This is a genomic window from Pseudoalteromonas sp. US3C1013 (assembly GCF_048401115.1).
Taxonomy (GTDB): Bacteria; Pseudomonadota; Gammaproteobacteria; order Enterobacterales; family Alteromonadaceae; genus Pseudoalteromonas; species Pseudoalteromonas undina.
Genome location: NZ_CP183075.1, coordinates 1,705,398 through 1,729,982, shown reverse-complemented (window position 1 = coordinate 1,729,982; position 24,585 = coordinate 1,705,398). Strand labels below are relative to the sequence as shown.

General features: G+C 39.6%; 24 protein-coding genes. 10 read left to right on the top strand and 14 right to left on the bottom strand.

All coding sequences use genetic code 11. The features are described from left to right. Nucleotides 1-40 precede the first annotated feature (40 nt). From ACNSN2_RS08050 to ACNSN2_RS08040, 3 genes are all read right to left on the bottom strand, one after another. On the bottom strand, nucleotides 41-448 hold the full coding sequence (locus ACNSN2_RS08050) for a GFA family protein (protein ID WP_054201063.1): 408 nt from the start codon (nucleotides 446-448) through the stop codon (nucleotides 41-43). 429 nt (nucleotides 449-877) lie between these two features. Beyond that, nucleotides 878-1,057, bottom strand: coding sequence for a DUF6435 family protein (locus tag ACNSN2_RS08045; protein ID WP_010390276.1), 180 nt, complete (start codon nucleotides 1,055-1,057; stop codon nucleotides 878-880). 93 nt (nucleotides 1,058-1,150) lie between these two features. Then, nucleotides 1,151-2,311 (bottom strand): PQQ-dependent sugar dehydrogenase, encoded by a 1,161-nt coding sequence (locus ACNSN2_RS08040; protein WP_418606950.1) that lies wholly within the window; start codon nucleotides 2,309-2,311, stop codon nucleotides 1,151-1,153. Between the two features lie 294 nt (nucleotides 2,312-2,605). Here ACNSN2_RS08040 and ACNSN2_RS08035 point away from each other — a divergent pair, with 294 nt between their 5' ends. The 3 genes from ACNSN2_RS08035 (at nucleotide 2,606) to ACNSN2_RS08025 (ending at nucleotide 5,925) form a co-directional block, all read left to right on the top strand. Next, nucleotides 2,606-3,649 (top strand): flavin reductase family protein, encoded by a 1,044-nt coding sequence (locus tag ACNSN2_RS08035; protein WP_075169119.1) that lies wholly within the window; start codon nucleotides 2,606-2,608, stop codon nucleotides 3,647-3,649. Then, nucleotides 3,646-4,698: a fatty acid desaturase family protein gene (locus ACNSN2_RS08030; protein WP_418606948.1), complete on the top strand. Its 1,053-nt coding sequence runs from the start codon at nucleotides 3,646-3,648 to the stop codon at nucleotides 4,696-4,698. Before ACNSN2_RS08035 ends, ACNSN2_RS08030 begins: the two co-directional genes overlap by 4 nt. A 225-nt stretch (nucleotides 4,699-4,923) precedes the next feature. Then, nucleotides 4,924-5,925, top strand: a complete 1,002-nt coding sequence (locus ACNSN2_RS08025; protein WP_304644689.1) for a branched-chain amino acid aminotransferase — start codon at nucleotides 4,924-4,926, stop codon at nucleotides 5,923-5,925. 63 nt (nucleotides 5,926-5,988) lie between these two features. On the opposite strand, the gene ACNSN2_RS08020 is transcribed toward ACNSN2_RS08025, so the two are convergent. Together ACNSN2_RS08020 and ACNSN2_RS08015 are read right to left on the bottom strand one after the other, a co-directional pair. Beyond that, nucleotides 5,989-8,544 carry a TonB-dependent receptor plug domain-containing protein gene (locus ACNSN2_RS08020; protein WP_418606947.1) on the bottom strand — a complete coding sequence of 852 codons (2,556 nt, stop codon included), beginning with the start codon at nucleotides 8,542-8,544 and terminating at the stop codon, nucleotides 5,989-5,991. 191 nt (nucleotides 8,545-8,735) lie between these two features. Continuing rightward, nucleotides 8,736-9,047, bottom strand: coding sequence for an Mpo1-like protein (locus ACNSN2_RS08015; protein WP_418606945.1), 312 nt, complete (start codon nucleotides 9,045-9,047; stop codon nucleotides 8,736-8,738). A 152-nt stretch (nucleotides 9,048-9,199) separates the two neighbouring features. Between ACNSN2_RS08015 and ACNSN2_RS08010 the strand changes: the two genes are divergently transcribed. After that, nucleotides 9,200-11,356, top strand: a complete 2,157-nt coding sequence (locus ACNSN2_RS08010; RefSeq protein ID WP_418606943.1) for a prolyl oligopeptidase family serine peptidase — start codon at nucleotides 9,200-9,202, stop codon at nucleotides 11,354-11,356. A gap of 86 nt (nucleotides 11,357-11,442) precedes the next feature. On the opposite strand, the gene ACNSN2_RS08005 is transcribed toward ACNSN2_RS08010, so the two are convergent. Next, nucleotides 11,443-12,735: an anti-phage deoxyguanosine triphosphatase gene (locus tag ACNSN2_RS08005; RefSeq protein WP_418606941.1), complete on the bottom strand. Its 1,293-nt coding sequence runs from the start codon at nucleotides 12,733-12,735 to the stop codon at nucleotides 11,443-11,445. A gap of 181 nt (nucleotides 12,736-12,916) precedes the next feature. Here ACNSN2_RS08005 and ACNSN2_RS08000 point away from each other — a divergent pair, with 181 nt between their 5' ends. Beyond that, nucleotides 12,917-13,726 carry a glucosaminidase domain-containing protein gene (locus ACNSN2_RS08000; protein WP_010390263.1) on the top strand — a complete coding sequence of 270 codons (810 nt, stop codon included), beginning with the start codon at nucleotides 12,917-12,919 and terminating at the stop codon, nucleotides 13,724-13,726. Next, nucleotides 13,719-14,378, top strand: a complete 660-nt coding sequence (locus ACNSN2_RS07995) for a DUF2987 domain-containing protein (RefSeq protein ID WP_010390261.1) — start codon at nucleotides 13,719-13,721, stop codon at nucleotides 14,376-14,378. Before ACNSN2_RS08000 ends, ACNSN2_RS07995 begins: the two co-directional genes overlap by 8 nt. Before the next feature lie 61 nt (nucleotides 14,379-14,439). On the opposite strand, the gene ACNSN2_RS07990 is transcribed toward ACNSN2_RS07995, so the two are convergent. Together ACNSN2_RS07990 and ACNSN2_RS07985 are read right to left on the bottom strand one after the other, a co-directional pair. After that, nucleotides 14,440-15,618 carry a GGDEF domain-containing protein gene (locus tag ACNSN2_RS07990; protein ID WP_010390260.1) on the bottom strand — a complete coding sequence of 393 codons (1,179 nt, stop codon included), beginning with the start codon at nucleotides 15,616-15,618 and terminating at the stop codon, nucleotides 14,440-14,442. A gap of 135 nt (nucleotides 15,619-15,753) precedes the next feature. Then, on the bottom strand, nucleotides 15,754-16,644 hold the full coding sequence (locus ACNSN2_RS07985; protein ID WP_054201055.1) for a TIGR01777 family oxidoreductase: 891 nt from the start codon (nucleotides 16,642-16,644) through the stop codon (nucleotides 15,754-15,756). 168 nt (nucleotides 16,645-16,812) lie between these two features. On the opposite strand from ACNSN2_RS07985, the gene ACNSN2_RS07980 reads away from it, so the two are divergent. After that, nucleotides 16,813-17,856 (top strand): AI-2E family transporter, encoded by a 1,044-nt coding sequence (locus tag ACNSN2_RS07980; protein WP_010390257.1) that lies wholly within the window; start codon nucleotides 16,813-16,815, stop codon nucleotides 17,854-17,856. Nucleotides 17,857-17,902: 46 nt separating this feature from the next. Here ACNSN2_RS07980 and ACNSN2_RS07975 read toward each other — a convergent pair whose 3' ends face one another. Then, entirely contained in the window at nucleotides 17,903-18,985 is a 1,083-nt protein-coding gene (locus ACNSN2_RS07975; protein WP_418606938.1) for a flavin monoamine oxidase family protein, read from the bottom strand. Between the two features lie 281 nt (nucleotides 18,986-19,266). On the opposite strand from ACNSN2_RS07975, the gene ACNSN2_RS07970 reads away from it, so the two are divergent. The 3 genes from ACNSN2_RS07970 (at nucleotide 19,267) to ACNSN2_RS07960 (ending at nucleotide 21,193) form a co-directional block, all read left to right on the top strand. After that, a complete protein-coding gene (locus ACNSN2_RS07970; RefSeq protein WP_418606937.1) occupies nucleotides 19,267-19,791 on the top strand; it encodes a hypothetical protein in 525 nt (174 codons plus the stop codon). A gap of 30 nt (nucleotides 19,792-19,821) precedes the next feature. Next, nucleotides 19,822-20,706, top strand: a complete 885-nt coding sequence (locus ACNSN2_RS07965; RefSeq protein WP_418606935.1) for a hypothetical protein — start codon at nucleotides 19,822-19,824, stop codon at nucleotides 20,704-20,706. Between the two features lie 136 nt (nucleotides 20,707-20,842). Beyond that, nucleotides 20,843-21,193, top strand: a complete 351-nt coding sequence (locus tag ACNSN2_RS07960) for a VOC family protein (protein WP_418606932.1) — start codon at nucleotides 20,843-20,845, stop codon at nucleotides 21,191-21,193. A 109-nt stretch (nucleotides 21,194-21,302) separates the two neighbouring features. On the opposite strand, the gene ACNSN2_RS07955 is transcribed toward ACNSN2_RS07960, so the two are convergent. The 5 genes from ACNSN2_RS07955 to ACNSN2_RS07935 form a co-directional block, all read right to left on the bottom strand. Further along, nucleotides 21,303-21,650, bottom strand: a complete 348-nt coding sequence (locus tag ACNSN2_RS07955; protein WP_241773555.1) for a hypothetical protein — start codon at nucleotides 21,648-21,650, stop codon at nucleotides 21,303-21,305. 52 nt (nucleotides 21,651-21,702) lie between these two features. Beyond that, the gene (locus tag ACNSN2_RS07950) at nucleotides 21,703-23,040 is read right to left on the bottom strand and encodes an ATP-binding protein (protein WP_138596174.1); all 1,338 of its coding nucleotides are present in this window, start codon (nucleotides 23,038-23,040) and stop codon (nucleotides 21,703-21,705) included. After that, nucleotides 23,034-23,708, bottom strand: a complete 675-nt coding sequence (locus ACNSN2_RS07945) for a response regulator transcription factor (protein WP_010390247.1) — start codon at nucleotides 23,706-23,708, stop codon at nucleotides 23,034-23,036. The genes ACNSN2_RS07950 and ACNSN2_RS07945 overlap by 7 nt, the downstream gene beginning before the upstream one ends. A 3-nt stretch (nucleotides 23,709-23,711) precedes the next feature. Next, the gene (locus ACNSN2_RS07940; RefSeq protein ID WP_010390245.1) at nucleotides 23,712-23,972 is read right to left on the bottom strand and encodes a PepSY domain-containing protein; all 261 of its coding nucleotides are present in this window, start codon (nucleotides 23,970-23,972) and stop codon (nucleotides 23,712-23,714) included. A 161-nt stretch (nucleotides 23,973-24,133) separates the two neighbouring features. Beyond that, the gene (locus ACNSN2_RS07935; RefSeq protein ID WP_054201050.1) at nucleotides 24,134-24,436 is read right to left on the bottom strand and encodes a YciI family protein; all 303 of its coding nucleotides are present in this window, start codon (nucleotides 24,434-24,436) and stop codon (nucleotides 24,134-24,136) included. Nucleotides 24,437-24,585: the final 149 nt, after the last annotated feature.

Here is a 24,585-nt window from a genome sequence, read left to right as displayed (position 1 = left end):
TCAAACTCCCACTTCAAAAAATAGATAAATTTATATGGATTTACTCTCGTCCTGGCTCATGTCCCTCATAACGAGGAAGCTGAGCATCTAAGTCTTCCCAATTAGCTTTTGAGGTGATGAAATTATGCGATATTGGTCGCTCTGTTATATCGCAGGTCAACGCGCCTAATCGAAGGCGATATCTTTGAGGAGATTGAGCGTTAGCACTATAAATTGGAGCGCCGCAGGTTTTACAAAAGTACTTACGTTTACCTTCACTACTTTGGTAAAAAGTAAGTGTGCCGTTGTAGTCAGTTAATGTCAGATCGCTGGCATTAATAAATCCATTAGTAGCAAAAGCACTGCCACTGGCCTTACGACAAAGCGAACAATGACAATGAATAATATCAGTAACTTTACCATTAATTGAAAAGTTGATTGAGCCGCATAAACAACTACCTGTGTACATCTGTATTCCTTGATTTAATTATAATTTTTTCATTATATTGCATTTTTTCCAGTAAATTTTTGATGCTTTATGGCTTAATTACACACTTTACTAAAAATGCTTTCCTCGCACTCACAAAATCATCAGCCCTTTAAGATTCTGCTACTTCAAACAATGCATCAACTCTTTTGGACTAGATTAATAATTCCACTAATTAACGTTAATGTAAATAATTGTTTATGCGAGGTTTTAGGTGGGTTATGAGCATAAGTAAGAGAAGGCAATAATGCTATGAGTATAATCAGCTGTGCTCAATTAAAAGCTAGTTACGATGGAGGTTAAGCTAGGGAATTATCTGGTTGGGCTTAAGTGAATTTAAAAAAGATGTTTGTAAGTATTAAAACCCCGCGTTTTTAACGCGGGATTGGTTTGAATTGGTAGGATATATGTTTACTTGGCCTTTTTGGCTTCGAGTGCTTCTATTTCATTCCAGATTTTTTCAGCCTCGTCAGTTAACATCGCATAGCTTTTAATATCGCCTTTTCTTTGTGCTTGCATGCCTTGCTCTAATTTTGCATCGTACTCTTTACGCAATTTTTTGATTGGATCTGGCTTTAAAAATGAAAACATCAACACCCTCGTTCTTTATTAGCTAATTACAGTAACAGTACGCAGTTAAGCTGCAAAAAGTTTGCTGTTACTGTAATTAGATGTATTAAATGACTACTTAGGATCTAGTCGCACAATGCCCTGGCCATCTAATCCAAGGTAAATAGTACCATCATCACCTTGGGCTAGGCTGCGAATACGGCCAATACCTTCAAGTAATTTACTTTGTTTAACGACCTTGCCATCTGCTATTTCTAATACGCTAACAAAGGCGTATTTCATTGAAGCGAGTAAAAATTTACCTTTAAGTTCAGGGTATTTATCACCTTTTACTAGCAACATGTCTGAAGGAGCGATAGACGGTGTCCACTGTAATATGGGCGCTTGCATGCCCGGTTTTTCTGTTAAATCGGTAAACGAGGTGCCGCTGTAGTTAATACCGTAACTCACCACGGGCCAGCCGTAGTTAGTTTTAGGTTTAATCATATTAAGCTCATCGCCACCACGGGGGCCGTGTTCGTGTGCCCAAAATACACTATTGTCACCATCGAACCACATACCTTGTGGGTTACGATGCCCATAAGACCAAACCGCTGGTTTTGCACCTTTTTGGTTTACGAAGGGGTTGTCGGATGGAATTTTACCATCGTCGTGTAAACGATAAATTTTACCGCCATCACGGCCTAAATCTTGTGGATTAATATCTCGGGAGCCGCGGTCGCCAATCGAAAAATACACATAGTTTTGGTTATCAAACACAATACGGCTGCCGTAATGCTGACCTTTTTTAGAGTTATGCTCACCTTTGTATAATTGTTGTGACTCAAGTAGTTGGCTGTGATCGTTACTTAGCTTTGCACGCATAAGTGCGGTGTTACTACCTGCGCCATCGCCTTCACTGCTTGAATAAGTAATATATAGCCATTGATTATTAGCAAAATCAGGGTGTAGCTCTAAATCAAGAAGCCCGCCTTGGCCGTTGGCATCTATTTTTGGTAGCCCAGTGATTTTAGTTAAGCTGGTGGAGTTATTGCGAAGTAAATAAAGGATACCGCTGCGCTCGGTTATTAATAAGTCACCGTTTGGCAGAGCCTCAATAGCCCACGGAATTGAAATTCCTTGGGCAACAGTTACCGATTTTACATTAAGCGCTAATTTATCCAATTCTTTAAAATCAACTGCATAAGTACTGAGGCTGGTGAGCCCCGAAAGTGCAAATGCACAACTGATTTTGGCAAGTGTAGAAAATTTTTTACGCGTTGTTACTTTGTTCATAATGGCTTCCAAAATTAACTAAATTTTAACTACCTTAGCACGCTATTTATCATGGTGTTAAGTATTTGGGATAAGTACAAGTGCACGCAATTTAATCGTTCTCCATTGGGTACTTAAGCGTTGTTAACCTTTAAATACCGCTCTAGAAAAATTGAATAATTACTCTAATGGGGTTGAAATTTAAAAATTCGAGCGTACACTTGTGCGCTGAAGTTTGGGCTTACACGTGTATGCTCAAATATAAAACCCAGCAGAAACTAATGGGTAGTCGATTTAAATAGAGAATTTATAACCATGTTAACTCCGGTATTAGACCAATTTTCAAAATGGTTTTTACACCATCAAAGCTTTGCAGCTTATATTGAGCCAATAATGCAAAAGTTTAAACCTGCGTGGCGCGCTGACCTTTTTCGAGCCAAGGTTGTTGATGTCCAAGCGCTAAGCGGGCGATTTTTAAGTATTTCACTTAAACCAAGTAAAAAGTGGCCTATACATATTGCTGGTCAACACATTAGCTTAACGGTGGAAGCTAATGGACGTTTGCTTACTCGAGTGTTTACTTTGGCATGCAGCCCCGCACAATATAAGGCGACAGGTTTACTTCGTTTATTAGTAAAAACAGATCAGCAAGGTCATTTTACAAGCCAATTGCAAAATGCATTAGCGGTGCAGCCATGGTGTAATATTTCTCCACCAAGTGGCGACTTTGTATTTAAAAGCTGGCACAAACCCAGCACGTTTATTGCTGGTGGTTCGGGAATTACGCCTATGCTTGCTATGCTTGATCAGCAGCTAGGTAATACTGAGCATCAGATAAAATTAATTTACTTTGCTAAAGCAGGTGAGCATCAATGCACTAATGAGTTAAAAATGCTGACACAGCAATATAATCATTTTTCTTACGTACTGCTTACACGGGATCGAAGCCCATATTTAACTACTCATATAAATACGGACGATAATCCTGATATATATTGCTGTGGTCCTGCTGGCTTTATGCAAGAAGTTGCAGATTTTACTCGTCTACTTAATTTAACCTATTACCAAGAATCGTTTGCTCTATCCATGCCTAAATTGACTGACGACAATCATTTTTCAGTAATAATAAATAAAGACACGCATGTAGTGACTAGTAATGAGGTGCTATTAAACCAGTTTGAAGCAAAAAAACTCCCTGTGCAGCGTGGTTGCGGCATTGGTATTTGCCATCAATGCCAGTGCATTAAAAAGTCGGGAGTGGTGCGTAATTTAAAAACTAATCAATTATCAGATACTGGCGAGCAGTTAATTCAACTGTGTGTGAGTCAAGCCGTTAGCGATTTGGAGTTACAGCTATGATAACTATAAATTATCAACAGTTAGCCGATGATTTAGATGAAATTAAAATGTCGACATTAGCTACAGTTGGGCAAAAGGATGCAAACTATATTCGTTCTATTGTGCGTAAGCAGCGGTTTTGCGAAATAGGCGGACGGATTTTATTGATGCTTGGTTTTGTACAGCCATTATTGTGGGTAGCGGGTGTTTTATTACTTGGTTTGGCTAAAATTCTCGACAACATGGAAATTGGCCACAATGTAATGCATGGTCAATACGATTGGATGAACGACAAACAGCTTAACTCTAAAACTTACGAGTGGGATATAGCCTGCGACGGCCAAAGCTGGAACCGCGTTCATAACTTTGAACACCATACTTACACTAACATTATCGGAAAAGATCGTGACTTTGGTTATGGCTTATTAAGATTGAGCAATGATTTTAAATGGCGACTAAAAAATACATGGCAGTTTATTACTTATTTAAATCTTAGCGTGCTGTTTCAGTGGGGCGTGTCGTATCATGAGCTCGCAGGCGAGCGAGTCTTTATAGGTAAAAAGAAACCAAACCGTGAAGGTGCTGTGGCGCATAGCACCTTAAAAAAGCGCTTTTTTAGTAAAGGGGCGCGCCAACTAATTAAAGACTATGTGTTATTTCCAGTTTTGGCGGGGCCATTATTTTTGTGGGTATTAAGCGGTAATTTTTTGGCAAACTTAATTCGTAACCTATGGACCTCAACCATTATTTTTTGTGGCCATTTTACCGAGCAAACCCATACCTTTTATGAGCAAGACTGCAAAAACGAAAGCCAAGGGCAGTGGTATTATCGCCAAGCGCTGGGGTCGTCAAACATTAAAGGGGCACGTTGGTTTCATATTTTAACTGGGCATTTAAGCTTTCAAATAGAGCATCATTTATTTCCTGATATGCCATCGTCCCGTTATCAAGAAATTGCGCCTAAAGTGCAAGCCGCATTACAAAAGCAGGGCATTGCTTATAATACTGGCGGATTTTTTCACCAATACACCTCAGTATTAAAGCGTATATTGCGTTATTCTTTTAAATAGAGGCTAATAAAATAGCCGCCATCATAATGTACGCATTAATTAATCAGCTAACTATAAAATGTTAGCTGATTATTGCATTAAAAGGTTGGCAAGTGCTTTATTGATTAAATAATCATCAGTACATGCAAAAAATTCTTCTAATTAATTTAAAAACAGCTCGTTTTGCTATGGTTAAATAGTAGCTGGTTGTCATACAATGGAGAAAAATAGACCACACAAGAGAGAATAAAAATGGCAGCATTTGGTACTGTGTTTATGCCGCAGATGATTCAAGCTAAGTTTTCTGACAATCAGTGGGGCGAAAGCTCAATTGTTCCTTGCGATAAGCTTGAGTTGCATGCAGGTGCGCACGTTCTTCATTATTCAAGTACATGTTTTGAAGGGTTAAAAGCCTTTCGTCACGAAGATGGCTCGGTTAATATTTTTAGAATGGACGCTAATATTGCGCGCATGCAGCAAAGTTCTGAATTGTTGAGTTTACCTGCTGTTGATGGCGAGATGCTAAAAACAATGATCATCGATATTGTTCGTGAATACGCCGATGAAACGCCGCTTCCTCCTGGTTCTATGTATATTCGCCCAACCCACATTGGTACAGAAGCTGCCATTGGTAAAGCGGCGGCACCGTCAATGAGTTCGTTGCTTTACACGTTATTATCGCCAGTGGGTGATTATTTTTCAGGTGGCGCAACTGCGTTACGTGTTTTACTTGAAGAAGATGGTATGCGCTGTGCACCGCACATGGGTATGATCAAAAGCGGTGGTAACTATGCCAGCGCACTTGGCCCAATTTCAGCAGCACGCACTAAATATAAAGCCGACCAAATTTTATTTTGCCCAGGCGGCGATGTGCAAGAAACCGGTGCCGCAAACTTTATTTTAATTGATGGCAACGAAATAATTACTAAAGCACTCGACAGCACATTTTTACACGGTGTAACTCGTAATAGCATTTTAACCATAGCTAAAGATTTAGGTATGACGGTTAGCGAGCGCAACTTTACTGTCACTGAGCTTTTAGAGCGTGCAGCAAAACCAGGCACTGAGGCAGCACTTTCAGGCACTGCGGCAGTATTGACTCCAGTAGGTACGTTTATCCATAACGATAAAGAATACAAAGTAGGTAATGGTGAACCAGGGCCAACAACGGCACGCTTACGTCAAGCATTGAACGATATTCAATGGGGCAAAAGCGAAGATAAACACGGTTGGTTAACTAAAATCTAATCGGGTTCTAATCTATAAAAAAAGCCACACTATTTAGTGTGGCTTTTTGGTTTAAGTTACAGCTTAAAATTTCATTTCAATTTTGCCGTATACATAACGGCCATTAAAACCAAATGGTGAAAAGCCCGAGTACGAGAACAAGCGAGAGAAAGTGGTTACATCGCTCACCAGCTCACGAGTTGGATCTGGGTATACATCAAACACATTATTAACGCCTAAGCTCAGAGTAAGGTTATTATTAAGTGCATAGGCAACATCTAAATCGGTGATCCATTTAGGTTCTAACACTTCGTTACGCTCTGGGTTTTCAGATGGGTCTTGTGTTTCACCGTAGCGAGTGCTGCGAAGTGTGGTGCGCCATTCGTTAAGTGTCCATGTTGCGCTAAGGTTGTATTTATTGCGCGGCGTGCTCACTTCAAAACGACGTAGCTCGTTACCCGAGAACAAATTATCTTGCTCAACCCCAACATTTTGTAATTGTGCTGGTGGGTCAATAATATCGGTGACTTGGTTTTTACCGTAGTTGTAACCTAAGTTAAAAGCTACATCACCGTAGTTGTCGGTGATTAAATTATAAGAAGCGACGACGTCAACGCCACGGGTTTTGCTATCAATCGCGTTTAAGAAAAATCGACCTTGGTTAGCGCCGGTGCCCTCAAGTAAGCTTGCAACGCCTGCGCCTGATAGGTTATTTGATAACACAATACGTTCATCAATTAATATTTGGTAATAATCCACAGATAAGCTGAAATTAAAGTCGGTTGACCAGGTAAAACCTACCCCGTAGTTGGTGGCTTCTTCTGCATCTAAGCCCGGTGATCCCAATGCAACGGCTACATCACTGCTTGGGGCAAACGTGCCTGTTTGAGTTGGAATACCATCAACAAACACGGTCGCCACTGAAGTAAAATATTGCTGTTGTAACGAGGGCGCTCTAAAGCCGGTTGATACAGAGCCGCGTAATGCTAAATCTTCTGTTAGCGTATAACGGGTAGCAATTTTACCATTAAGCGTATCACCAAAGTCAGAGTAGTCTTCGTAACGCGCTGCGACGGCAACATTCCAGTTATCTGTAATAAAGGCTTCTAAATCAACGTAAAGGCTAACATTATGGCGGCTGTTATCACCCGCAGACTCAGGTGTGAACCCCGGGAATACTTGCGAACCTGCAGAGCCAAATGGGCCATTAACTGGGTCGGTTACTGCGCCACCAGGGCCAAAAGTGCCTTGTGCGTATGAGGCTTCTTCGCCTGCCTGAATTTCGTAGCCTTCACGACGATACTCAGCACCCACTGCGACGTTAATTCCGCTAGCTAAAAAGTCTGCATCAATCTCGCGGCTAAAATCAAGGTTAATAGTAAGCTGATCGTAGGTAAGTGTACCGGCATCAAAACTGGTTTGACTGCTAGGCCCATATGAGGTGTTTAAGCTATCAATAACACCAAAGTTAAAGGCATCTTGGCCGTATACAGCAGAAGCGTCGTAATTCCATTCATTAGCAAAACCTTTTACGCCTAATGCTAACGAAAAATCGTCAATATCTGAGGTGATCACCGGTAAAAAGCCATCAGGATAAATATCTGTTACGTTACGGCTGTCTTGTGCGCGACGATAAAAACCACCGCCTTCGCCTTCACGCTTGCTGTAAGAGCCAAACGAGTATAGCTCGGCATCGTTAGTTAACTGATAACCGGCATTGTAAAACAGCGCAAAGTCTTCAACAGTGCCGTTACCAAAGTTATGGTTGTAACGATCCCATGTGAATTCGCGTGGGTCGAGAGAGCCATCAGGTAAACGAGCGTAATTTTCGCGTTGGTCGTAATCAGAGCGGTTGGTTGAGCTGCGATCGCGATATTCACTAGAAATACTCAAAAAGCCGTTATCGCCTAATTCAAACCCCATATTACCTTGCAGAGTTAAGGTTTGGCCGTCGGTAAGCGAGCGGTCGCTGCCCTCAGTAAAAGCTAAGTCACCATTTGCGTCCTCAGAGACCGATTGTAACTGCGCTACACCGTCCATATCGGTAATATTTGCACCATATACGGCACCCAAACTACCGCCACTGCTATTGCTTTTAAGGACGATATTAATCACCCCGGCAATAGCGTCTGAGCCATATTGAGCTGCGGCGCCGTCGCGTAATACTTCAATGCGTTCAATCGCGTTTGCAGGAATAGCGTTTAAATCAACTGATGACGAGCCACGACCCGTTGAGCCGTTTAAATTTAGTAGCGCGTTACTGTGGCGACGTTTACCATTTACGAGTACCAAGGTGTGATCAGGGGCTAAGCCACGCAGTTGAGCTGGGCGTACGTGGTCGCTGCCATCGGTAATTGATGGTTGGGGGAAATTAAAACTTGGTAATAACGTACTTAATAATGCATTGGTTTCTGTTTGCCCTGAACTTTTTAAGGCATCATTACTGATAATATCAATAGGCACTGGGCTATCTTCAACTGTGCGGCCTAGTCGGCGAGAGCCAATAACACTAATTTGTTCAATGTTTTCTTGCGCCTGAGTCTCTTGCTCAGCGGCATTAACCGTCCATGAGCCAACAAGTGCAGCGGCGATACTTAAAGTGATGGTTTTTTTTGCTGTAAATAGCGGTGTAAGTTGCATAACTAATTTCCCTCATTCGATGCTCTACAGGTGGTTTCAATTTAATCTTTTTAAATTAATGAACTAATTGAAATTACTGTTGTCAAGGTAGACCATTTCTACAATCGAGGTCAATTGAATTACATTCAATCTACATTTTATTTACAGCGAGTAAGATGAGGTGTTTGTGATACCGAAGCGTAAGTAGCCATTTACCATTTAATTTTGCCAATCAGTATATCTTTAAACATGATCCAATCACCCCATAAACTGTATAACGGGTGCTTAAATGTGGCGGGGCGGTTTTTTTCAAAAAAGAAATGCCCAACCCATGCAAAGCCATAACCAATCACCGGTAATAACCATAACAATGCAAATTGTGAGCTAATAAGCGCATAGCCGGTCAAAAGCAACACTAAACTACTGCCAATAAAATGCAGCCTGCGACAAGTTTTATTACGATGCTCTTTTAGATAGTAAGGGTAAAAGCGTTTAAAGCTGGTAAAAGATTCAGTTTCTGTCATTACTCAACCTGTTAGTGTTTAAAAGTTATTCATTTATTTAAGCGCAATTTAGCGCAGGTTAACAGCGATAAATGACGTTTACCGCAAGTTGATAGACAAACAAACAGAAAGTTAATAACTTAGGCTGACTATAAAAAAATAATGGTAAAGCAATGCTTAAAAAAACACTGACCTGTGCGGTTGTAATCGCACTTGCGGGTTGTTCACAACCTGCAGAAAACACTACTCAAAATGAAGTAAAAACAGCTATGAAAGCAGTTAACTCACTAGATTACCCTGAAACTAAAAAAGGCACTGTGGTTGACACTTACTTTGGTGAAACCGTGGCTGATCCGTATCGCTGGTTAGAAGATGATATGAGTGATGAAACGGCTCAATGGGTTAAAACTCAAAACAAGCTTACCTTTTCGTATTTAGAGCAAGTGCCTTACAGAGACACACTCAAACAGCGCCTTGAAAAACTCATGAACTACGAAAAAATCAGCGCCCCGTTTACTGAAGGTGATTACACTTATTTTTATAAAAATAATGGCCTGCAAAACCAGTACGTTTTATACCGCAGCAAAGACGGCGGTGAAGCTGAAGTGTTCTTAGATCCTAATACTTTTAGTGAAGATGGCACCACTTCAATGTCGGGTTTATCATTTTCAGAAGATGGTTCATTGTTAGCGTACCAAATTTCAGAAGGTGGTAGTGATTGGCGTAAAATCATTGTTATAGACACCGAAACCAAAGAGCAGGTAGAACAAGCACTAGTTGATGTTAAATTTAGTGGCGTTAGCTGGCTAGCAAATGACGGTTTTTACTATTCAAGCTACGATAAGCCAGAGGGCAGTGAGCTTTCTGCAAAAACTGATCAACATAAAGTGTATTACCATAAGTTAGGTCAAGATCAAGGCGAAGATACTTTAGTATTTGGCGATACAGCAGAACAAAAGCACCGCTATGTGGGCGCTAAAGCAACCAAAGATGGTCGTTTCTTGTTTATTAGTGCCAGCGTATCAACCTCTGGTAATAAGTTATTTATTAAAGATTTAACCAAGCCAGATAGCGAATTTGTGACTGTAGTGGGTAATACCGACTCTGATACCAGCGTAATTGACAACGAAGGCAGCAAGCTATTTTTGGTTACTAACTTAAATGCACCAAATAAAAAAGTAGTGACGGTTGATGCAAACAATCCACAGCCTGAAAACTGGCAAGATTTTATCCCAGAAACTGAAAACGTACTTAATGTAACCCTTGGCGGTAATACGTTTTTTGCCAACTACATGGTTGATGCTATTTCTAAAGTGAAACAGTACAACAAACAAGGCGAATTGATCCGCGAAATTAGTTTACCAGGCGTCGGTACGGCGAGTGGCTTTGGCGGTAAACAAGAGCAAACTACGCTTTATTATTCATTTACTAACTACAAAACGCCAGGTACAACTTACAGCTTTGACGTGCAAAGCGGTGAGTCAAAAGTATACCGTAAGTCAGGGATAGATTTTAATAGCGATAACTATACCTCTGAGCAAGTATTTTATACCTCTAAAGATGGCACTAAAGTACCGATGATTATCACTTATAAAAGTGATATTAAATTAGATGGCAGCAACCCAACTATTTTATATGGCTATGGTGGCTTTAATATAAGCTTAACACCTCGCTTTAGCTCTACAACAGCAGCTTGGCTTGAGCAAGGCGGCGTATACGCAGTTGCTAATATTCGTGGTGGTGGAGAATACGGTAAAGAGTGGCATAAAGCAGGTACACAATTGCAAAAGCAAAACGTATTTGACGACTTTATTGCTGCAGCTGAATACTTACAAGATAAAAAATACACCTCTAAAAAACGCTTAGCACTGCGTGGTGGTTCAAACGGTGGGTTATTAGTGGGTGCTGTAATGACCCAGCGACCTGACTTGTTTCAAGTTGCGTTACCTGCGGTAGGCGTATTGGATATGCTTCGTTATCATACATTTACAGCTGGCGCTGGTTGGGCATACGATTACGGAACTAGCGACCAAAGTAAAGAAATGTTTGATTACTTAAAAGGCTACTCGCCAATTCATAATGTAAAAGCAGGGGTTGAATATCCGGCGACTATGATCACTACAGGCGATCATGATGACCGCGTTGTACCGTCGCATTCATTTAAATTTGCAGCTGAGCTTCAAGCGAATCAAGCGGGTACAAATCCTACACTTATTCGTATTGAAACCAATGCAGGCCATGGTGCCGGTACACCAACCAGTAAAATTATTGACCTTTATGCCGATATGTACGGTTTTACGCTTTACAACATGGGCATTAAATCACTGTAGTGTGATTTTATAAACTAACGAAAAGCCGAGTTACGTAAGTGACTCGGCTTTTTTATGTTGACTAACCTGAGTTCAGATTAGCTAACTTATTGTATGGGGGAGAACAACCGTTGATAGGTTTTATAAGCGTATTCGTCGCTCATACCGCTTAAATAGTCACAAATAATACGCATACCTTGATTGTGTTTTTCAGCTTCAAGGTACAGTGCCTGCGTGGTTTCGGGTAATAAGCGCAGCGGATCGCTGGCAAACGCAGTAAATAATTCTATGAGTAGGTTTTGCCCTTTAAATTCTATTTGCTGCATTTGTGGGTCGCGTATTAAACGCTGAAATATAAAGTGTTTGAGGATCTGTAGCACATTTTCGTATTGCTGATCTAATTTTGCGGTGTGCTTTAAAATAGGGCACTCAAATTCATCGTTTTGGGTATCTAAATGAATATGAATAATAAAGGTATTCACCAGTTCGCCTATGGCGTCTTTTCGCTCATGTTCATACTTTGAAAATAACCGCTTGGAGAGTGACTCCAGCAAAGTGTTTAACCAGTCATAGTCAAGTGCTTGTAAATGAGGTAATGCATGGGTTAGCCAATCGTCTAAACTGAGCACATCGGTAGCTATGGCATCTTCAAGGTCGTGAACGGCATAAGCAATGTCATCAGCCAGTTCCATAATGGCACTGTCGAGTGATTTATAAAGGGTTTTAGCGCGATAAGCATCTGCGTGTTCTTGGCTAGATAATAACGCTTTATCACTTGCGCTAAGAGGCTCAATAATCCAATTAAATATCGCGGCATCGTCATTGTAAATACCTTTGGCTGGTCGCCAGTCATCGGCTTTTATAAACGCACGCTGTTTATTTTCTTGTGGGATGTTATGCCAAAGGTTATCAATAAAAGCTGGGTACTTAATAAATCCTAACAAGGTGCGTCTAGTTAAGTTCATGCCGTAGCCGTTACTATAGGGCTCTAGCTTTGCCACAATGCGCAGTGTTTGTGCGTTACCCTCAAAACCACCATGATCACGCATCATATAGTTAAGTGCAATTTCGCCACCATGCCCAAACGGTGGATGGCCTATATCGTGTGCTAAACATAAGGTTTCGAGCAATCCAGTAGATGGAAAATGTTCAAAGCTTGGATGTTGGACCTTTAAATGGCGTAATATGCCGGTGCCTATTTGCGAGACTTCTAATGAATGGGTAAGGCGTGTACGGTAAAAGTCGTTTAAGCCAATACCCATTATTTGGGTTTTAGCTTGAAGGCGCCTAAATGCAGCAGCATGAATGATTCGTGAGCGGTCGATTTGCCAAGGAGAGCGGTTATCGTTAGGGCGGTGCTTATATTGTTCAATTATTCTATTTTGCCACTGTTTATCCATGTCTCAACCTATCAATTCGTCTTCGGTTTTAGCACTTAGTATATTATAAATTGTAAGCAATAGGTGTATGAATTTTATTCGGTTGTTCAGTATTCGCGTTTATAAAGTGGCTTAGGTATAATGATGTTTCGTATGTATGTGACTACACCATACATAACTTAGAGTTAAATTGAGATAATACATGTTAAAAACTATTTTTCAGTTGTTGTTAGCCGCCATTGTTATTTGGGCGTTGACCCTTCCGTTTATTGATGCTGATGAACTAGTATCAGACGAGCAAACCAGCTCTAACGACATTAAAAAAGAGAAGAAAAAAGAAAAACCATTGCACAACGTTAAGTTGCCAAAGTTCTCAGAATTCACTGATGTGAAAGAGAAAAAACATGCGTTTTTTAACTTTATTAAGCCTCATGTAGAAGCCGAAAACAAAAAGATTTTACAGCAACGTGCAAACCTTGAAATTGCACGCATGATGATAGAGCACAGTGAACCGCTTAGTAAAAAACAAGCGGGCGACATAAAAAAAATACTTAAGTCGTACGGATTACCTGAAACGTTAGATACCATCACCTTAAGCCAAGCACTGCGCCGAGTAGACATCATTCCTAAAGAGATGGCCTTAATGCAGGCAGCCAATGAGTCTGCATGGGGCACTTCACGTTTTGCACGAATCGGCTTAAACTTTTTTGGCCAATGGTGCTACAAAAAAGGCTGTGGCATGGTACCAAGAAGACGTAATAGTGAAGCCGAGCATGAAGTGGCTGCATTCAAATCGGTACGTGCAGCAGTAAGCTCTTATTTTAAAAATATTAATACCCACAATGCTTACAAAGAGCTACGTACTATCCGCGAAGACTTACGCGCACAACAAAAACCAATTTTAGCGACTAAATTAACGTATGGTTTAATGTCTTACTCTGAACGTGGTGAAGCGTACATTGAAGAGCTTAATACCATGATTAATCAAAACCGAGCGTACTTTAATGAATAAGCCGTTATTAAAATTAGTTACAGCCAGCTTTTTAGCAGTAGCAGCTAGTAGTGCCGTTGCTAAAGAATTTGTGATGTCGTATGACGGTTTTTACGACCGTTTAAAAGTGGTAAACAAAGGGGACTTTCAGTACGCCCGCGTAAACTTTTATATTAGCGATATTGGTACTAACGAAGTTTGTAGTATTAAAAACGGTACTATTTTAACTGAAAAAAATGAGTACCCGCTTAATTATACCGACAAAGCGCAATTGCTATTACCGTTCGATAAACAGCTAGATACCGACAAAGCGGTGATTGTAGTTCAGCCAAAAAACCCGGTTCACGACTGTCAGTTAAAGCTACAAATAGAAGCTAAGGAACTAGATGGACTGGCGTTATCAAAGCAATCGTTATTGGTTATTAATAATGAGCTTGAAGAGCTATTAACAGACCTATCTGGCTTTTTTGTTAGCAAACTAATGTGGTTTTTATTACCTGAACAAAAAGGCGTGGTTGTTACCTTTAAAACTCCTAAGCAATTTGATGATGAGCGCATAACATGCGAAAAGTCAGTGTGTTATTTTGAAGTAACCGATAGCTGGGAAGAAAATACAACCGTATTAGCTGATATTAACGAGGTTGTTAAAGTAACGCCTTGGATAAGTAAGTAATTATATAATTTGTAAACGTATCAAGCGGCATCAACTATGATGCCGTTTTTTTATGGCTAAATTAAATGATGGCAGTGGGAGCTTTGGTTAATAAGCTTTTTTCATCATGGGTGACCACTTTATTTCGGCCTGTTTCTTTGGCAAGATAAAGGCGTTTGTCGGCTTGTAACAACAGTGCTTGCATATTTAGCTCGCGCACTAACATGCTACTTATTCCAGCACTTACAGACAGTGCAATGCTATTACCATTAAAATAAAACGGGTATTCATTAATACTACTGCAAAGCTTTTGAGCTAACAGCCTAGCTTGCGCTAAGTTCTGTTGATTAAGAAAAATAGCAAACTCTTCTCCACCAATCCGAGCAGTAACTCCAAGCTCAAAAAACAATTCGTTAATATGTTGTGCAATCCACTTTATCGCTTCATCCCCGGTTTCATGACCGTATTGGTCGTTCACTTGTTTAAATAGGTCTATATCGAGCATGATCAACGATACTCTGCTGTTCAGAGGCGCGGTTTTAGTTATTTTTTTACATAAACGGAAAAATCCACGCCTGTTTAAAAGTTGCGTTAACGGGTCGTGATTCGCTAGATTGATCAGTCTAGACTCAGCATTTGCAAACTTAATAAACGGTAAAATTAGCGCAGTAGCGGTAGTTAAAAATAAATGCGTTACCAATAACAGCTGTAATCCAAAAGCTAAGCTTGCTTGACTGATTTGGCTTGAGTAGAGCAAAACAAGGAGTACAACTTGCAACAGCATCACCACACTGTGGATTGTAAAACAGGCAACGAGTAAGCGTTGTTGGACTACTGCAACACTTGGAGTTTTAATCATTAAATACGCAGCGTAACTAAATAATACAGCAGTAATAATGCTGGTAATAATTTGCCCTGCATCTATAAGGTACACTGCAAGTAAAAGCGTACAGCACATGGCACAAGCATAGTATAAAGGTGTTAATTTTATCGCGGGTGCTTGGCTTTGTGGTATTAACCCTAAAATAACGAGTAATGGACTTAAAATAATAAAAACGTAAGCAAAAAAGTGGGTTAATAATGGAAACTCAATAAAATCTCTTAAACCAATTAGTGCTATTGCGGTAATAAACGAGCAACAGGCGGTAGCAAAAAATAAATAGCAAGGTTGTTTTTTGTATCTATAAACAGAAAAAAAGAACACAGCAATAAACAAGTTAAGAATAAAACAGAGGCTAATTAATGTAGGTAAATGAAGCATGTTTAAGGGGCTCTTTTAGCTAATTGAAGGCGTTTATACAGCTATAAGTATTAGGTAGTAACACAAAAATAGCAAGAGGGTAAAAAGTATTAACTTTTACCCCCTACTACAAACTTAATCCGTTAAGGCCAGTAGCTAGACTAAACTTTCTAATGCAGCGTCAATTTTAGTAAAGTGAAAACGATAGTTATGGTCTAATGCTTTTTTAGGTACCACATACTGGCCGGTAGTAAGTAAGTCGGCCATTTCACCCATTAATATATTAAGCACCCCAGCAGGCATAGGCATAAACGCAGGGCGTGACAATGCTTTTGCGAGTGATTGGCTAAACTGCTTATTGCTTAGGGGCTCAGGAGCTGTGGCATTAACAGCTCCTGATATTTCTTTATTGCGAATTAAAAATAAAATGAGCTGAACCATGTCATCTATATGGATCCACGACATACCTTGCTCACCACTGCCAATTGGACCACCTACGCAAAGCTTAAATGCTGGTAACATTTTACCAAGCGCGCCGCCTTTTTTAGCCAATACAATACCGGTACGTAATAAGCACACTCGAGTTTCGTCAGACTCAGCCTTTAAAGCTGCTTGCTCCCAATCTTTGCACAGTTGGTGGCTAAATTCATCATGAGGCTCTGTATTGTTTTCATCAACCAGAGTGTCGCCTTGTCGACCATAATAACCAATTGCACTGCCAGATATAAAGGTATGTGGTGGGGTATGGCACTGCTTAATAGCATCACTAATCGCTTGCGTAACAATGATTCGGCTATCGCGAATGACTGTTTTTTGTTTGTCGCTCCAACGTTTATTTACAATAGGCTCACCGGCTAAGTTAATAACAACGTCAACGGTATTAAAATCAACATCTTCAAGGCTATCAACTGCATTTATCTGGTGCCCTAACAATACTTTTGCTTTGGTTGGGTTTCTGCTCAGTACAGTAACATCGTGGTGGTGCAACAAGAAAGGGCAAAGGTGCCTACCAATTAAGCCTGTGGCGCCAGTAAAAAATATATGCATTGCAACTCCAAAATTATAAATAAAGCAGGATGTTTAAAATTTATACTCTCCAGCTCAACGATTTGCAAATTTATACGTACCAATAATTTTTATGATCACCCTTAAACATTTCATTCTATTAGCTTTTGCCTTACACTAAAGCCAAATAACAGTAATAGGATAAGAGTATTGGCAAGTTTAACTGGGGTAAATAAAAGCTTAATAATTTTTGCCGCTTTGGTCATTGTGCTAGCGGGTATTAAAGCCGCTAGCGCTATTGTTATTCCGTTTATTTTGGCAGCATTTATAGCCATAATTTGTAGCCCACTTATTAACTTTTTTGCTCGTTACCGTATTCCAAAAGGCATAGCGGTAGTGCTTGTGGTGCTTATTATTATGGGCTTAGGGGTTAGCTTAGGCGGTTTAGTAGGGCAGTCGGTTAACGATTTTTCAAAACAGTTACCTGAATATAAAGCACAATTAAAAGAAGAATTTGTATGGTTGGTTGATGTGGCCTCGCAATACAATATCTTAATTAATAAAGAACAAATTTTGTCTATGTTTGACCCTGGCAAAATGGTTGATGTTGCCACCAATATGCTAACGGGTTTAGGTAGCGTAATGGCCAATATGTTTTTAATTATTTTAACGGTTGTTTTTATGCTGTTTGAAGGGCCGATACTTGGTAAAAAAATTCATTTAGCACTGGACGATCCCGACAGCAAAATCAAGCAAATTGACCGCTTTTTAGACTCTATTAACTCTTATTTAGCTATTAAAACCTTAGTGAGTTTAGCCACTGGTGTAATTGCTGGTTTTTACCTGTGGATATTAGACGTTGATTATTTTGTACTATGGGGCGTATTGGCATTTATGCTTAATTACATTCCTAACATTGGTTCAATCATTGCGGCTGTGCCTGCACTGTTACTGGCACTTATTACGCAAGGCCCATTAGTGGCAGGGCTCGTCGGCGCGGGTTATTTAACCATTAATACCGTTATGGGTAATATTGTAGAGCCAAAATACATGGGCAAAGGCCTCGGGCTTTCTACCTTAGTGGTGTTTTTATCGTTAATATTTTGGGGCTGGTTATTAGGCTCTGTAGGTATGTTGTTATCGGTGCCGTTAACCATGATTGTAAAAATAGCGCTAGAAGCCAGTGACGAAGGGCGTTGGTTAGCTACCATGCTTGGCACAGGTGAAGAAACCGTCATAAAATCAGAAGACTAATACCTTACAAAGGCGTGCCTACACAGCACGCCTTTTAATTAAAAACCTAAGCATCTATTAAATTAGCTAAGGCGCTATCTACAGCGTTTATAGCCCCCTCTAAATAGCCTGCCTCATGCTTTGCAAACTCACTCCCTACAAAATACACTTGTAACTGTTTGAGCTGCTCACTAAGCCCTGAAAAATTGAATTCTGGATGCTGCGAAACACCCATTTGGTCATCTTTGTTGGCGATAAATTCATCCTCAGCCCAATCCTTTATAATGCAGCTCGTCGCTGTATAGGCTTGCTCACCGTAAAAATAGCTGAGCTGATCAAGGCAAGCCTGAGTTAATTGTTCTCTGGTCACTTTACTGCGCTGCAAGTAAGGCACGCCAATAAAGCCAAACAAAGCAGGGTGAGAATGCCCACTTGCTGACGCATCATGAACTTCTACCAATGGGCCTACTCGGCTAAAACATTGTCCCGATAAATTTTTATCTCGCCAAAAAGCGTGCTCAAAAGTGGCAATAAACTTTGCTTGGCCAGCCATCCATGTAGGCACCGACGCTAAACGCTGTGTTAAAACATTATCGGCCCATAAATGCGGGGTTAAATGTTGACTGATCATTCTAGGCGGTAATGCCAACAGTAACTGATCGCAAGTATAGTGCTGCCTACTCCCTTGATAATTAGCGCTTATATGCCAGCCATCGGAGAGCTTTTTTACTTCGCTAACAGCGTGCTCTAATTTAACGGTTTTTGGCTCAAGCTGCTGATAAAGCGCATTGATAAGCTCGTCCATACCGTTTTGTATTCTAAATAACTGCATTTCGCCAGCCCCTGCAATTTGCTGTGCAGGAGCGGTTTGTGATGCTTGATACAGCACATCGCCTTGGTTGTATTGCTCAAACACTGGGATGTTTAAAACAGCAACTAATTGTTGAATATTAGGCTGGTGCGGAAATATCCATGTTGGGCCTAAATCGTGGCTAATGGTGTTGTTGGTCGGTAAATAATGAGACGCAATTCTACCGCCCAAACTGGCTTTAGCCTCTAATAATAAAAACGGAATATCACGTTTTTTAAGGTTGTAAGCAGCATATAAGCCCGCTAAGCCACCACCAATAATAACCACAGGTTTATGCATTTTAAATCACTTTAGCTAAATCAATCTACTGGTAGGTAGTTTGTGGTTTTTGTGCAATTTTGTCAAAACGTTTTATGGACTAAGTGAGTAAGTTCGAAATGCAGGAAAATGAGCCAAGCGTAAACAGAAAGCTAATGAACTCCGCTTTAAAATAATAAAAACTTAATGATAGTAATGTGTTAGCTAATTTGTTAAAACTACATAAAGAAAAAATTTGTGCGGCGCTGGTATAGATATGCGTGAATCGCGCAGTATATAATTGTTTACCATTAGGAAAGAAAATGTCCGAGTACAAGCTTACAAAAGGAATCATAGACCTTTCTGAGTCAAAGGTTTGGGATGCTGCGAAGCTCGAATGGTCTTTGGCTCAAATATATGAGGCAGATGAGCCTGAACGCTGTCTGTGTGGACACTTCCCAATTATTGAAATATGCATACTGCAAAATAAATATAATCATACCCAAGCTACGGTAGGAAACTGCTGTGTTAAAAAATTTATAGGATTACCTTCAGATAAAATATTCCAAGCCGTTAAGCGTGTGCGTAAGGATAATGAAAAATCACTCAATAATGAAGCTGTAGACCATGCATATAGAAACGGCTGGATTAATGAATGGGAGTACAACTTTTCAATTGATACTATGCGAAAGAGGAAGCTATCAGAGAAGCAGCTCCAAACCCGCATCAAGGTTAATGAAAAAATGCTGTTAAACATGCGTCGAGCCATCAAAATGGTTAGTATGGCAATTAAAAACCGTGGACTAGATTCGCTTACAGTCGTCTTTTATAACGTCGTTATGTGCTAATAATTGTGCTTTCTAATTAAGGGGTCATTTGTGGGCTTTTCAGAGCTAGATATAAAGATACAAGCAGCACTTATATCGGCTGTTACATCTCTGTTTATATTCGGAGTGGGTTGGATTATAAAAGTAATTTATGAAAATTATTCACTAAACTACAAATTGCAAAAAGAGTATAAGTTTGAACAAAAAAAACTCATAAAAGAAGAGATAGTTAAAACAAAAGTACCTTTGTTGAATGCTGTAGAGGATTTTAACTATAGAATGTTTAATTTTAATAAAAACATTGATAAAAATTATCATAACATAAGTGAAGAAAAATGGTTTTCTACCAATCAATATTATTTAAATAGCTTTATTTATAGGATATTAGTTTTAATACATTATTGTATTAAAACAGAAAAAGATGTCTTGTCAATGGATTCTACTGTTGCAGATAAAGACGACATAGAGTTCCTTCTTTACGTTAAAACTTTTAAAAATATCTTCTGTGAGTTTAATTTATTAACTGAACTAGGTTATAACCAAGATGATGATTCAAACCATTTCTATCGAAATGAGTTAAAGGGTTATAGCGCATGGGTTGAAGATGATGAGAAAGTAATCGAATTTGAGGCATTTGCTTGTAAGCTCAAATCGGGCTACAAGGATCTCAGTAGAGTAATTGAGTACCTCACAAAAATCGAAAATAATTCAAATGATAAAAGTTTGAATGTACTTTATTGTGCTCATTTATTGTCGATTAGTTTCTTAAATAAGTTTGGGCATTCATATCAAAAAACAGAAAAAGATAAAATGTTAGCTTTAAATGCTGACTACAAGGAAAAAATCAAAATAAAGACAGGGTTTCTTGAATTTTTAGCTGATAGTAAATTAAAAAAAGAAATTCTAAAAGAGTTTAAAGTAGCCTTAAAAATTTAGCATGTAATAGGCGTTTGAGAGTAGACAATTAATAACTGGTTAGTGTTATCGCTGTGTTCCAATATTAACCCTATCTTTATTTATTACTAGTCCAAGTCACAAATAATATAAACAAGAATAAGGGCAAAAAACTAAAATGACTCAAAATAATAAAATTAACTATATTGAAATTCCTGCACAAAATATTGTAGCTACTAAGGCTTTTTTTAGTGACGTGTTTGGCTGGTCATTTGTAGATTATGGTCCAGAATATTGTAGTTTTAACGGGCAAGGGGTTGATGGTGGTTTCTTTAAATCTGACTTGGTTGTTGCAACTAAAAACGGAAGCCCGTTAATTGTGTTATACAGTAATGACCTTGAAGCGGCTCAAAATAAAATTGGGCAAGCTGGAGGCAAAATAATTAAGCCTACATTTTCATTTCCAGGTGGTAGACGATTTCACTTTAGCGACCCAAATGGAAATGAATTTGCGGTATGGTCAGAGTAGTCACACGCAAACTATATAAATACAAAAATGCAGCCTTTAAGGCTGCACTTCCAAAACACTAACCACTAAATTAGCAAGCTTCAACACATAATGTTTAATTAGGAGCTGGTTAAAGCCCCATTTTAAGCTGCTGAATGAATTGCTCTATCATTGCTATTTCACACTCTTTATAAGTTACTACAGCTTCTGGTGAATTAGGCTGTTTTAACATATAACGCCACTGGCAACTTTTTTGAATGTACTTGTCTTTGGCGTTAAGGCTTTGCTTAAACAATGATAAAATGTAGGTGTTACCAGTTTCACTTTCTAATTCGGCCAGTTCAAAGGTACGCTTTTGGATCCAGCTATCTTGTTGCTGTTGCACTTTATTTAATTTGGCGTCTAAACATTGTGTGTAATCTTTAATTTGCTCGGGTAGGGCATTGTTTTGCAATGTACACTCTTGCACTGCAGCCATACTTTGCTGCGCCCATAAAAATAAAAGGCTTAAGCTAAAACAAAAGATGTAGTTACTTTTTTTCATGGTAATTAAACTCGAGAATAAATTTTGCACCGCCTAAACGTTGCGACTGAGATATAGTTAACAGCCCGTGATACGACTTAACCAAGTCAGATACAATAGCCATACCAACACCGTGGCCGCTTTCGTAGGTATCTAGGCGCGTACCGCGTTGTAACAATGATTCGCGTTTATCTGGCTTAATGCCCGGGCCGTCATCACAAATACTTATACTGAGCGTTTTAGCTTGTGAAACGTTAATACTGACTTGGGAGCGACAGGCTTTACAGGCATTATCTATTAAGTTGCCTAATAACTCCATTAAATCGGTTTTATCACCTAAAAAGTAATCTTTATCGTTCACTTGGCAGTTAAATATAATGTCTTTATCGCGGTATACTTTACTCATTGCACTTAAAATAGAATCGATAACCGGCTTGATGGGGGTTTGTTTTTTCCATGTATCGGAAGCACCTGTGGCGGCACGTTTTAATTGGTGCTCGATCATCACATTAATTCTGTCGAGTTGTTCTTGTGCATCTGCATCGTTAGCTAATGGGCTTGATTTTAAAACAGCTAACGGCGTTTTAAGTGCATGGGCTAAATCGCTAAGAGAGGCGCGGTATCGTTCTTTTTGACGTTGCTGCGACTCTAACAGTAAATTTAGGTCGGCTTTAATCGTTTGCAGTTCAACGGGGTATAAGCCTTTAATTTCTTGAATATCGCCTGATTCAATGGCTTTTATTTCTTTATCTAAACGCTGCAGTGGCCTTGCACTCCAAATAAAACCAATGGCCATTAACCCTGCAATGGCAATTCCCATTATAAACATCCAATCAACTAGGGTCTGTTTAAAGCCATCCATTAAGCGCAGTAGGGCATCGTTACGTTTTAATAAAATAAAGCGTGCTTGCTCTGATTGGTCAATATTATTAAGTATTACCGTTAAACTTAATTGCCAATAAGCAGTGTTGTTATACACCACACGTCTAAAGTCGGCAGCGCCTGCTTTGGGCTCTATATATTGGGGAACAAAGTTAACGTTAACCGCCGACTCAGAATGCCAAATAGGCACGTCGTCACGGTATATCATGGCGTAGGTGTCTGAGTTTAAATTGTTGAGTTCGGGGGTTAATATAGAGCTGGGCATAATAATGCCGCGCTCGGTAAAATCAACTTCGGAAATAAGTGAATACAGGTGTGCTTCGAGGTTTTTTTCGGTGGCATCAACAAGTGACTCATAATACGCTTTACCTATGGAGTAAAACAAAATGGGTAGGGCGACTAACAAAACAAAGACAAGGATAAATCCTTGCCTTATTTTTAACGAAACTTGCGGTCCTACCACTGGCTTTTAAGCCTGTAACCACGCCCACGCAGTGTTTCTACTGGGTTAAGCACGCCATCTGGGTCGAGTTTTTTACGTAAACGTAGTACAAACACTTCAATGACGTTCGAATCAAGGTCGAAATCTTGGTCGTAAATATGCTCTGTAAGCTCAGACTTAGAAATTACTTTTTGTGGATTAACCATTAAGTATTCGAGTACTTTGTACTCATACGCAGTTAAGCTCAGCTCTTTATCGTTTACCCATACTTGTTGTGAACGCGTATGAATTTTAATAGGGCCTGCTGTCATTTCTGGATTTGCTTTACCTGCACTGCGACGAATAAGCGCATTACAGCGAGCAATCAGTTCTTCAACATGAAATGGTTTAGTTAGGTAGTCGTCAGCACCGGCATCTAAGCCTTCTACTTTGTCTTGCCAGCGATCGCGCGCGGTTAAGATCAAAATAGGAATAGTCACCCCTTGGGCGCGTGCTTTGTTTATTAGTTCAATACCATCTATTTTAGGTAGGCCTAAATCAACTACAGCCATATCTAAAGGGTATTCAGTGATGTGAAAAAGGCCAGCTTCACCGTCGTGACATAAATCAACACTGTAACGCTCTTTTTCTAATGCATTGCGCAGATTGTCTGCCAAATGTAAATCATCTTCTATTACTAAAATTCGCATTGGTTAATCCTTTTTCACTTCGCCAGTTTTTTTGTTTATTTTCAAATCGACGACGTGGCCGTCAGCTTTTAAAATTCGTACAGTAAAAAAAAGTGTTTCTTCAGAAATCTTTAACGTTGTACCGTCTGTAGTTTGTTTTGCAAGTATTACTGCTTTTTTTTTGCTTACCTCAACTTTATCGGTTTTGCTTTTGGTATTGTTTGCGTGGGCAAAATTAGCCAAGCACACTACCGCGATTAAATTGAGTATTAATAATACACGCATTACGGAACTCCTAGAACAGACCTGCTTAGCTTAAAAACTAAGCCACTAAAACTTAAATACCTTGCGGTGTATTTAAGTTTTTATTAAGCAAAGTTTAATTAAAAATGAGTGAACAAACCCTGAATTGCTGGTTGCAGTTAAACAGGGTGGTCATAGTTTAATTAAGCAGGGAACACTTTTTTAAATGGTTTAACAATAGAGTTTTCATATACGCCACCGGCAACATAAGGATCATCTGCCGCCCACTCTCTGGCGTCTTCTAAAGAATTAAATTGAGCAATCACTAAAGAACCCGTAAAGCCTGCATCTTGAGGGTCTTCACTATCAATGGCTGGAAGTGGACCTGCGGTTAATAGTCTGCCTTCGTCTTCTAGCGTTTGTAAGCGCGCTAAATGAGCTGGGCGAGCCGCTTTACGGTGCTCTAAACTATTTTGGACGTCTGTTGAATAAATCATATACAACATATAAATACTCTCAAAACTTGTTAAATTTAATTAACTGCATACTAGCATAGCGTTGATAAATGGTGAATTAAAAGTGTTTATGGCGATGTTTACAGCAAGAATGTTTTTTTACACGGTAATTGCTTGAAAAGCGTTGCGTAACACTGGTA

Bases quoted from the DNA above. Each gene is read 5' to 3' on its own strand.
- ACNSN2_RS07995 (WP_010390261.1), top strand. From the start codon at position 13,719: ATGAATAAGCCGTTATTAAAATTAGTTACAGCCAGCTTTTTAGCAGTA.
- ACNSN2_RS08045 (WP_010390276.1), bottom strand. From the start codon at position 1,057: ATGTTTTCATTTTTAAAGCCAGATCCAATCAAAAAATTGCGTAAAGAG.
- ACNSN2_RS07970 (WP_418606937.1), top strand. From the start codon at position 19,267: ATGTCCGAGTACAAGCTTACAAAAGGAATCATAGACCTTTCTGAGTCA.
- ACNSN2_RS08005 (WP_418606941.1), bottom strand. From the start codon at position 12,735: ATGGATAAACAGTGGCAAAATAGAATAATTGAACAATATAAGCACCGC.
- ACNSN2_RS08020 (WP_418606947.1), bottom strand. From the start codon at position 8,544: ATGCAACTTACACCGCTATTTACAGCAAAAAAAACCATCACTTTAAGT.
- ACNSN2_RS07955 (WP_241773555.1), bottom strand. From the start codon at position 21,650: ATGGCTGCAGTGCAAGAGTGTACATTGCAAAACAATGCCCTACCCGAG.
- ACNSN2_RS08000 (WP_010390263.1), top strand. From the start codon at position 12,917: ATGTTAAAAACTATTTTTCAGTTGTTGTTAGCCGCCATTGTTATTTGG.
- ACNSN2_RS07935 (WP_054201050.1), bottom strand. From the start codon at position 24,436: ATGTTGTATATGATTTATTCAACAGACGTCCAAAATAGTTTAGAGCAC.
- ACNSN2_RS07975 (WP_418606938.1), bottom strand. From the start codon at position 18,985: ATGCATAAACCTGTGGTTATTATTGGTGGTGGCTTAGCGGGCTTATAT.
- ACNSN2_RS07985 (WP_054201055.1), bottom strand. From the start codon at position 16,644: ATGCATATATTTTTTACTGGCGCCACAGGCTTAATTGGTAGGCACCTT.
- ACNSN2_RS08035 (WP_075169119.1), top strand. From the start codon at position 2,606: ATGTTAACTCCGGTATTAGACCAATTTTCAAAATGGTTTTTACACCAT.
- ACNSN2_RS08030 (WP_418606948.1), top strand. From the start codon at position 3,646: ATGATAACTATAAATTATCAACAGTTAGCCGATGATTTAGATGAAATT.
- ACNSN2_RS08050 (WP_054201063.1), bottom strand. From the start codon at position 448: ATGTACACAGGTAGTTGTTTATGCGGCTCAATCAACTTTTCAATTAAT.
- ACNSN2_RS07960 (WP_418606932.1), top strand. From the start codon at position 20,843: ATGACTCAAAATAATAAAATTAACTATATTGAAATTCCTGCACAAAAT.
- ACNSN2_RS08015 (WP_418606945.1), bottom strand. From the start codon at position 9,047: ATGACAGAAACTGAATCTTTTACCAGCTTTAAACGCTTTTACCCTTAC.
- ACNSN2_RS08010 (WP_418606943.1), top strand. From the start codon at position 9,200: ATGCTTAAAAAAACACTGACCTGTGCGGTTGTAATCGCACTTGCGGGT.
- ACNSN2_RS07945 (WP_010390247.1), bottom strand. From the start codon at position 23,708: ATGCGAATTTTAGTAATAGAAGATGATTTACATTTGGCAGACAATCTG.
- ACNSN2_RS07990 (WP_010390260.1), bottom strand. From the start codon at position 15,618: ATGCTTCATTTACCTACATTAATTAGCCTCTGTTTTATTCTTAACTTG.
- ACNSN2_RS08040 (WP_418606950.1), bottom strand. From the start codon at position 2,311: ATGAACAAAGTAACAACGCGTAAAAAATTTTCTACACTTGCCAAAATC.
- ACNSN2_RS07940 (WP_010390245.1), bottom strand. From the start codon at position 23,972: ATGCGTGTATTATTAATACTCAATTTAATCGCGGTAGTGTGCTTGGCT.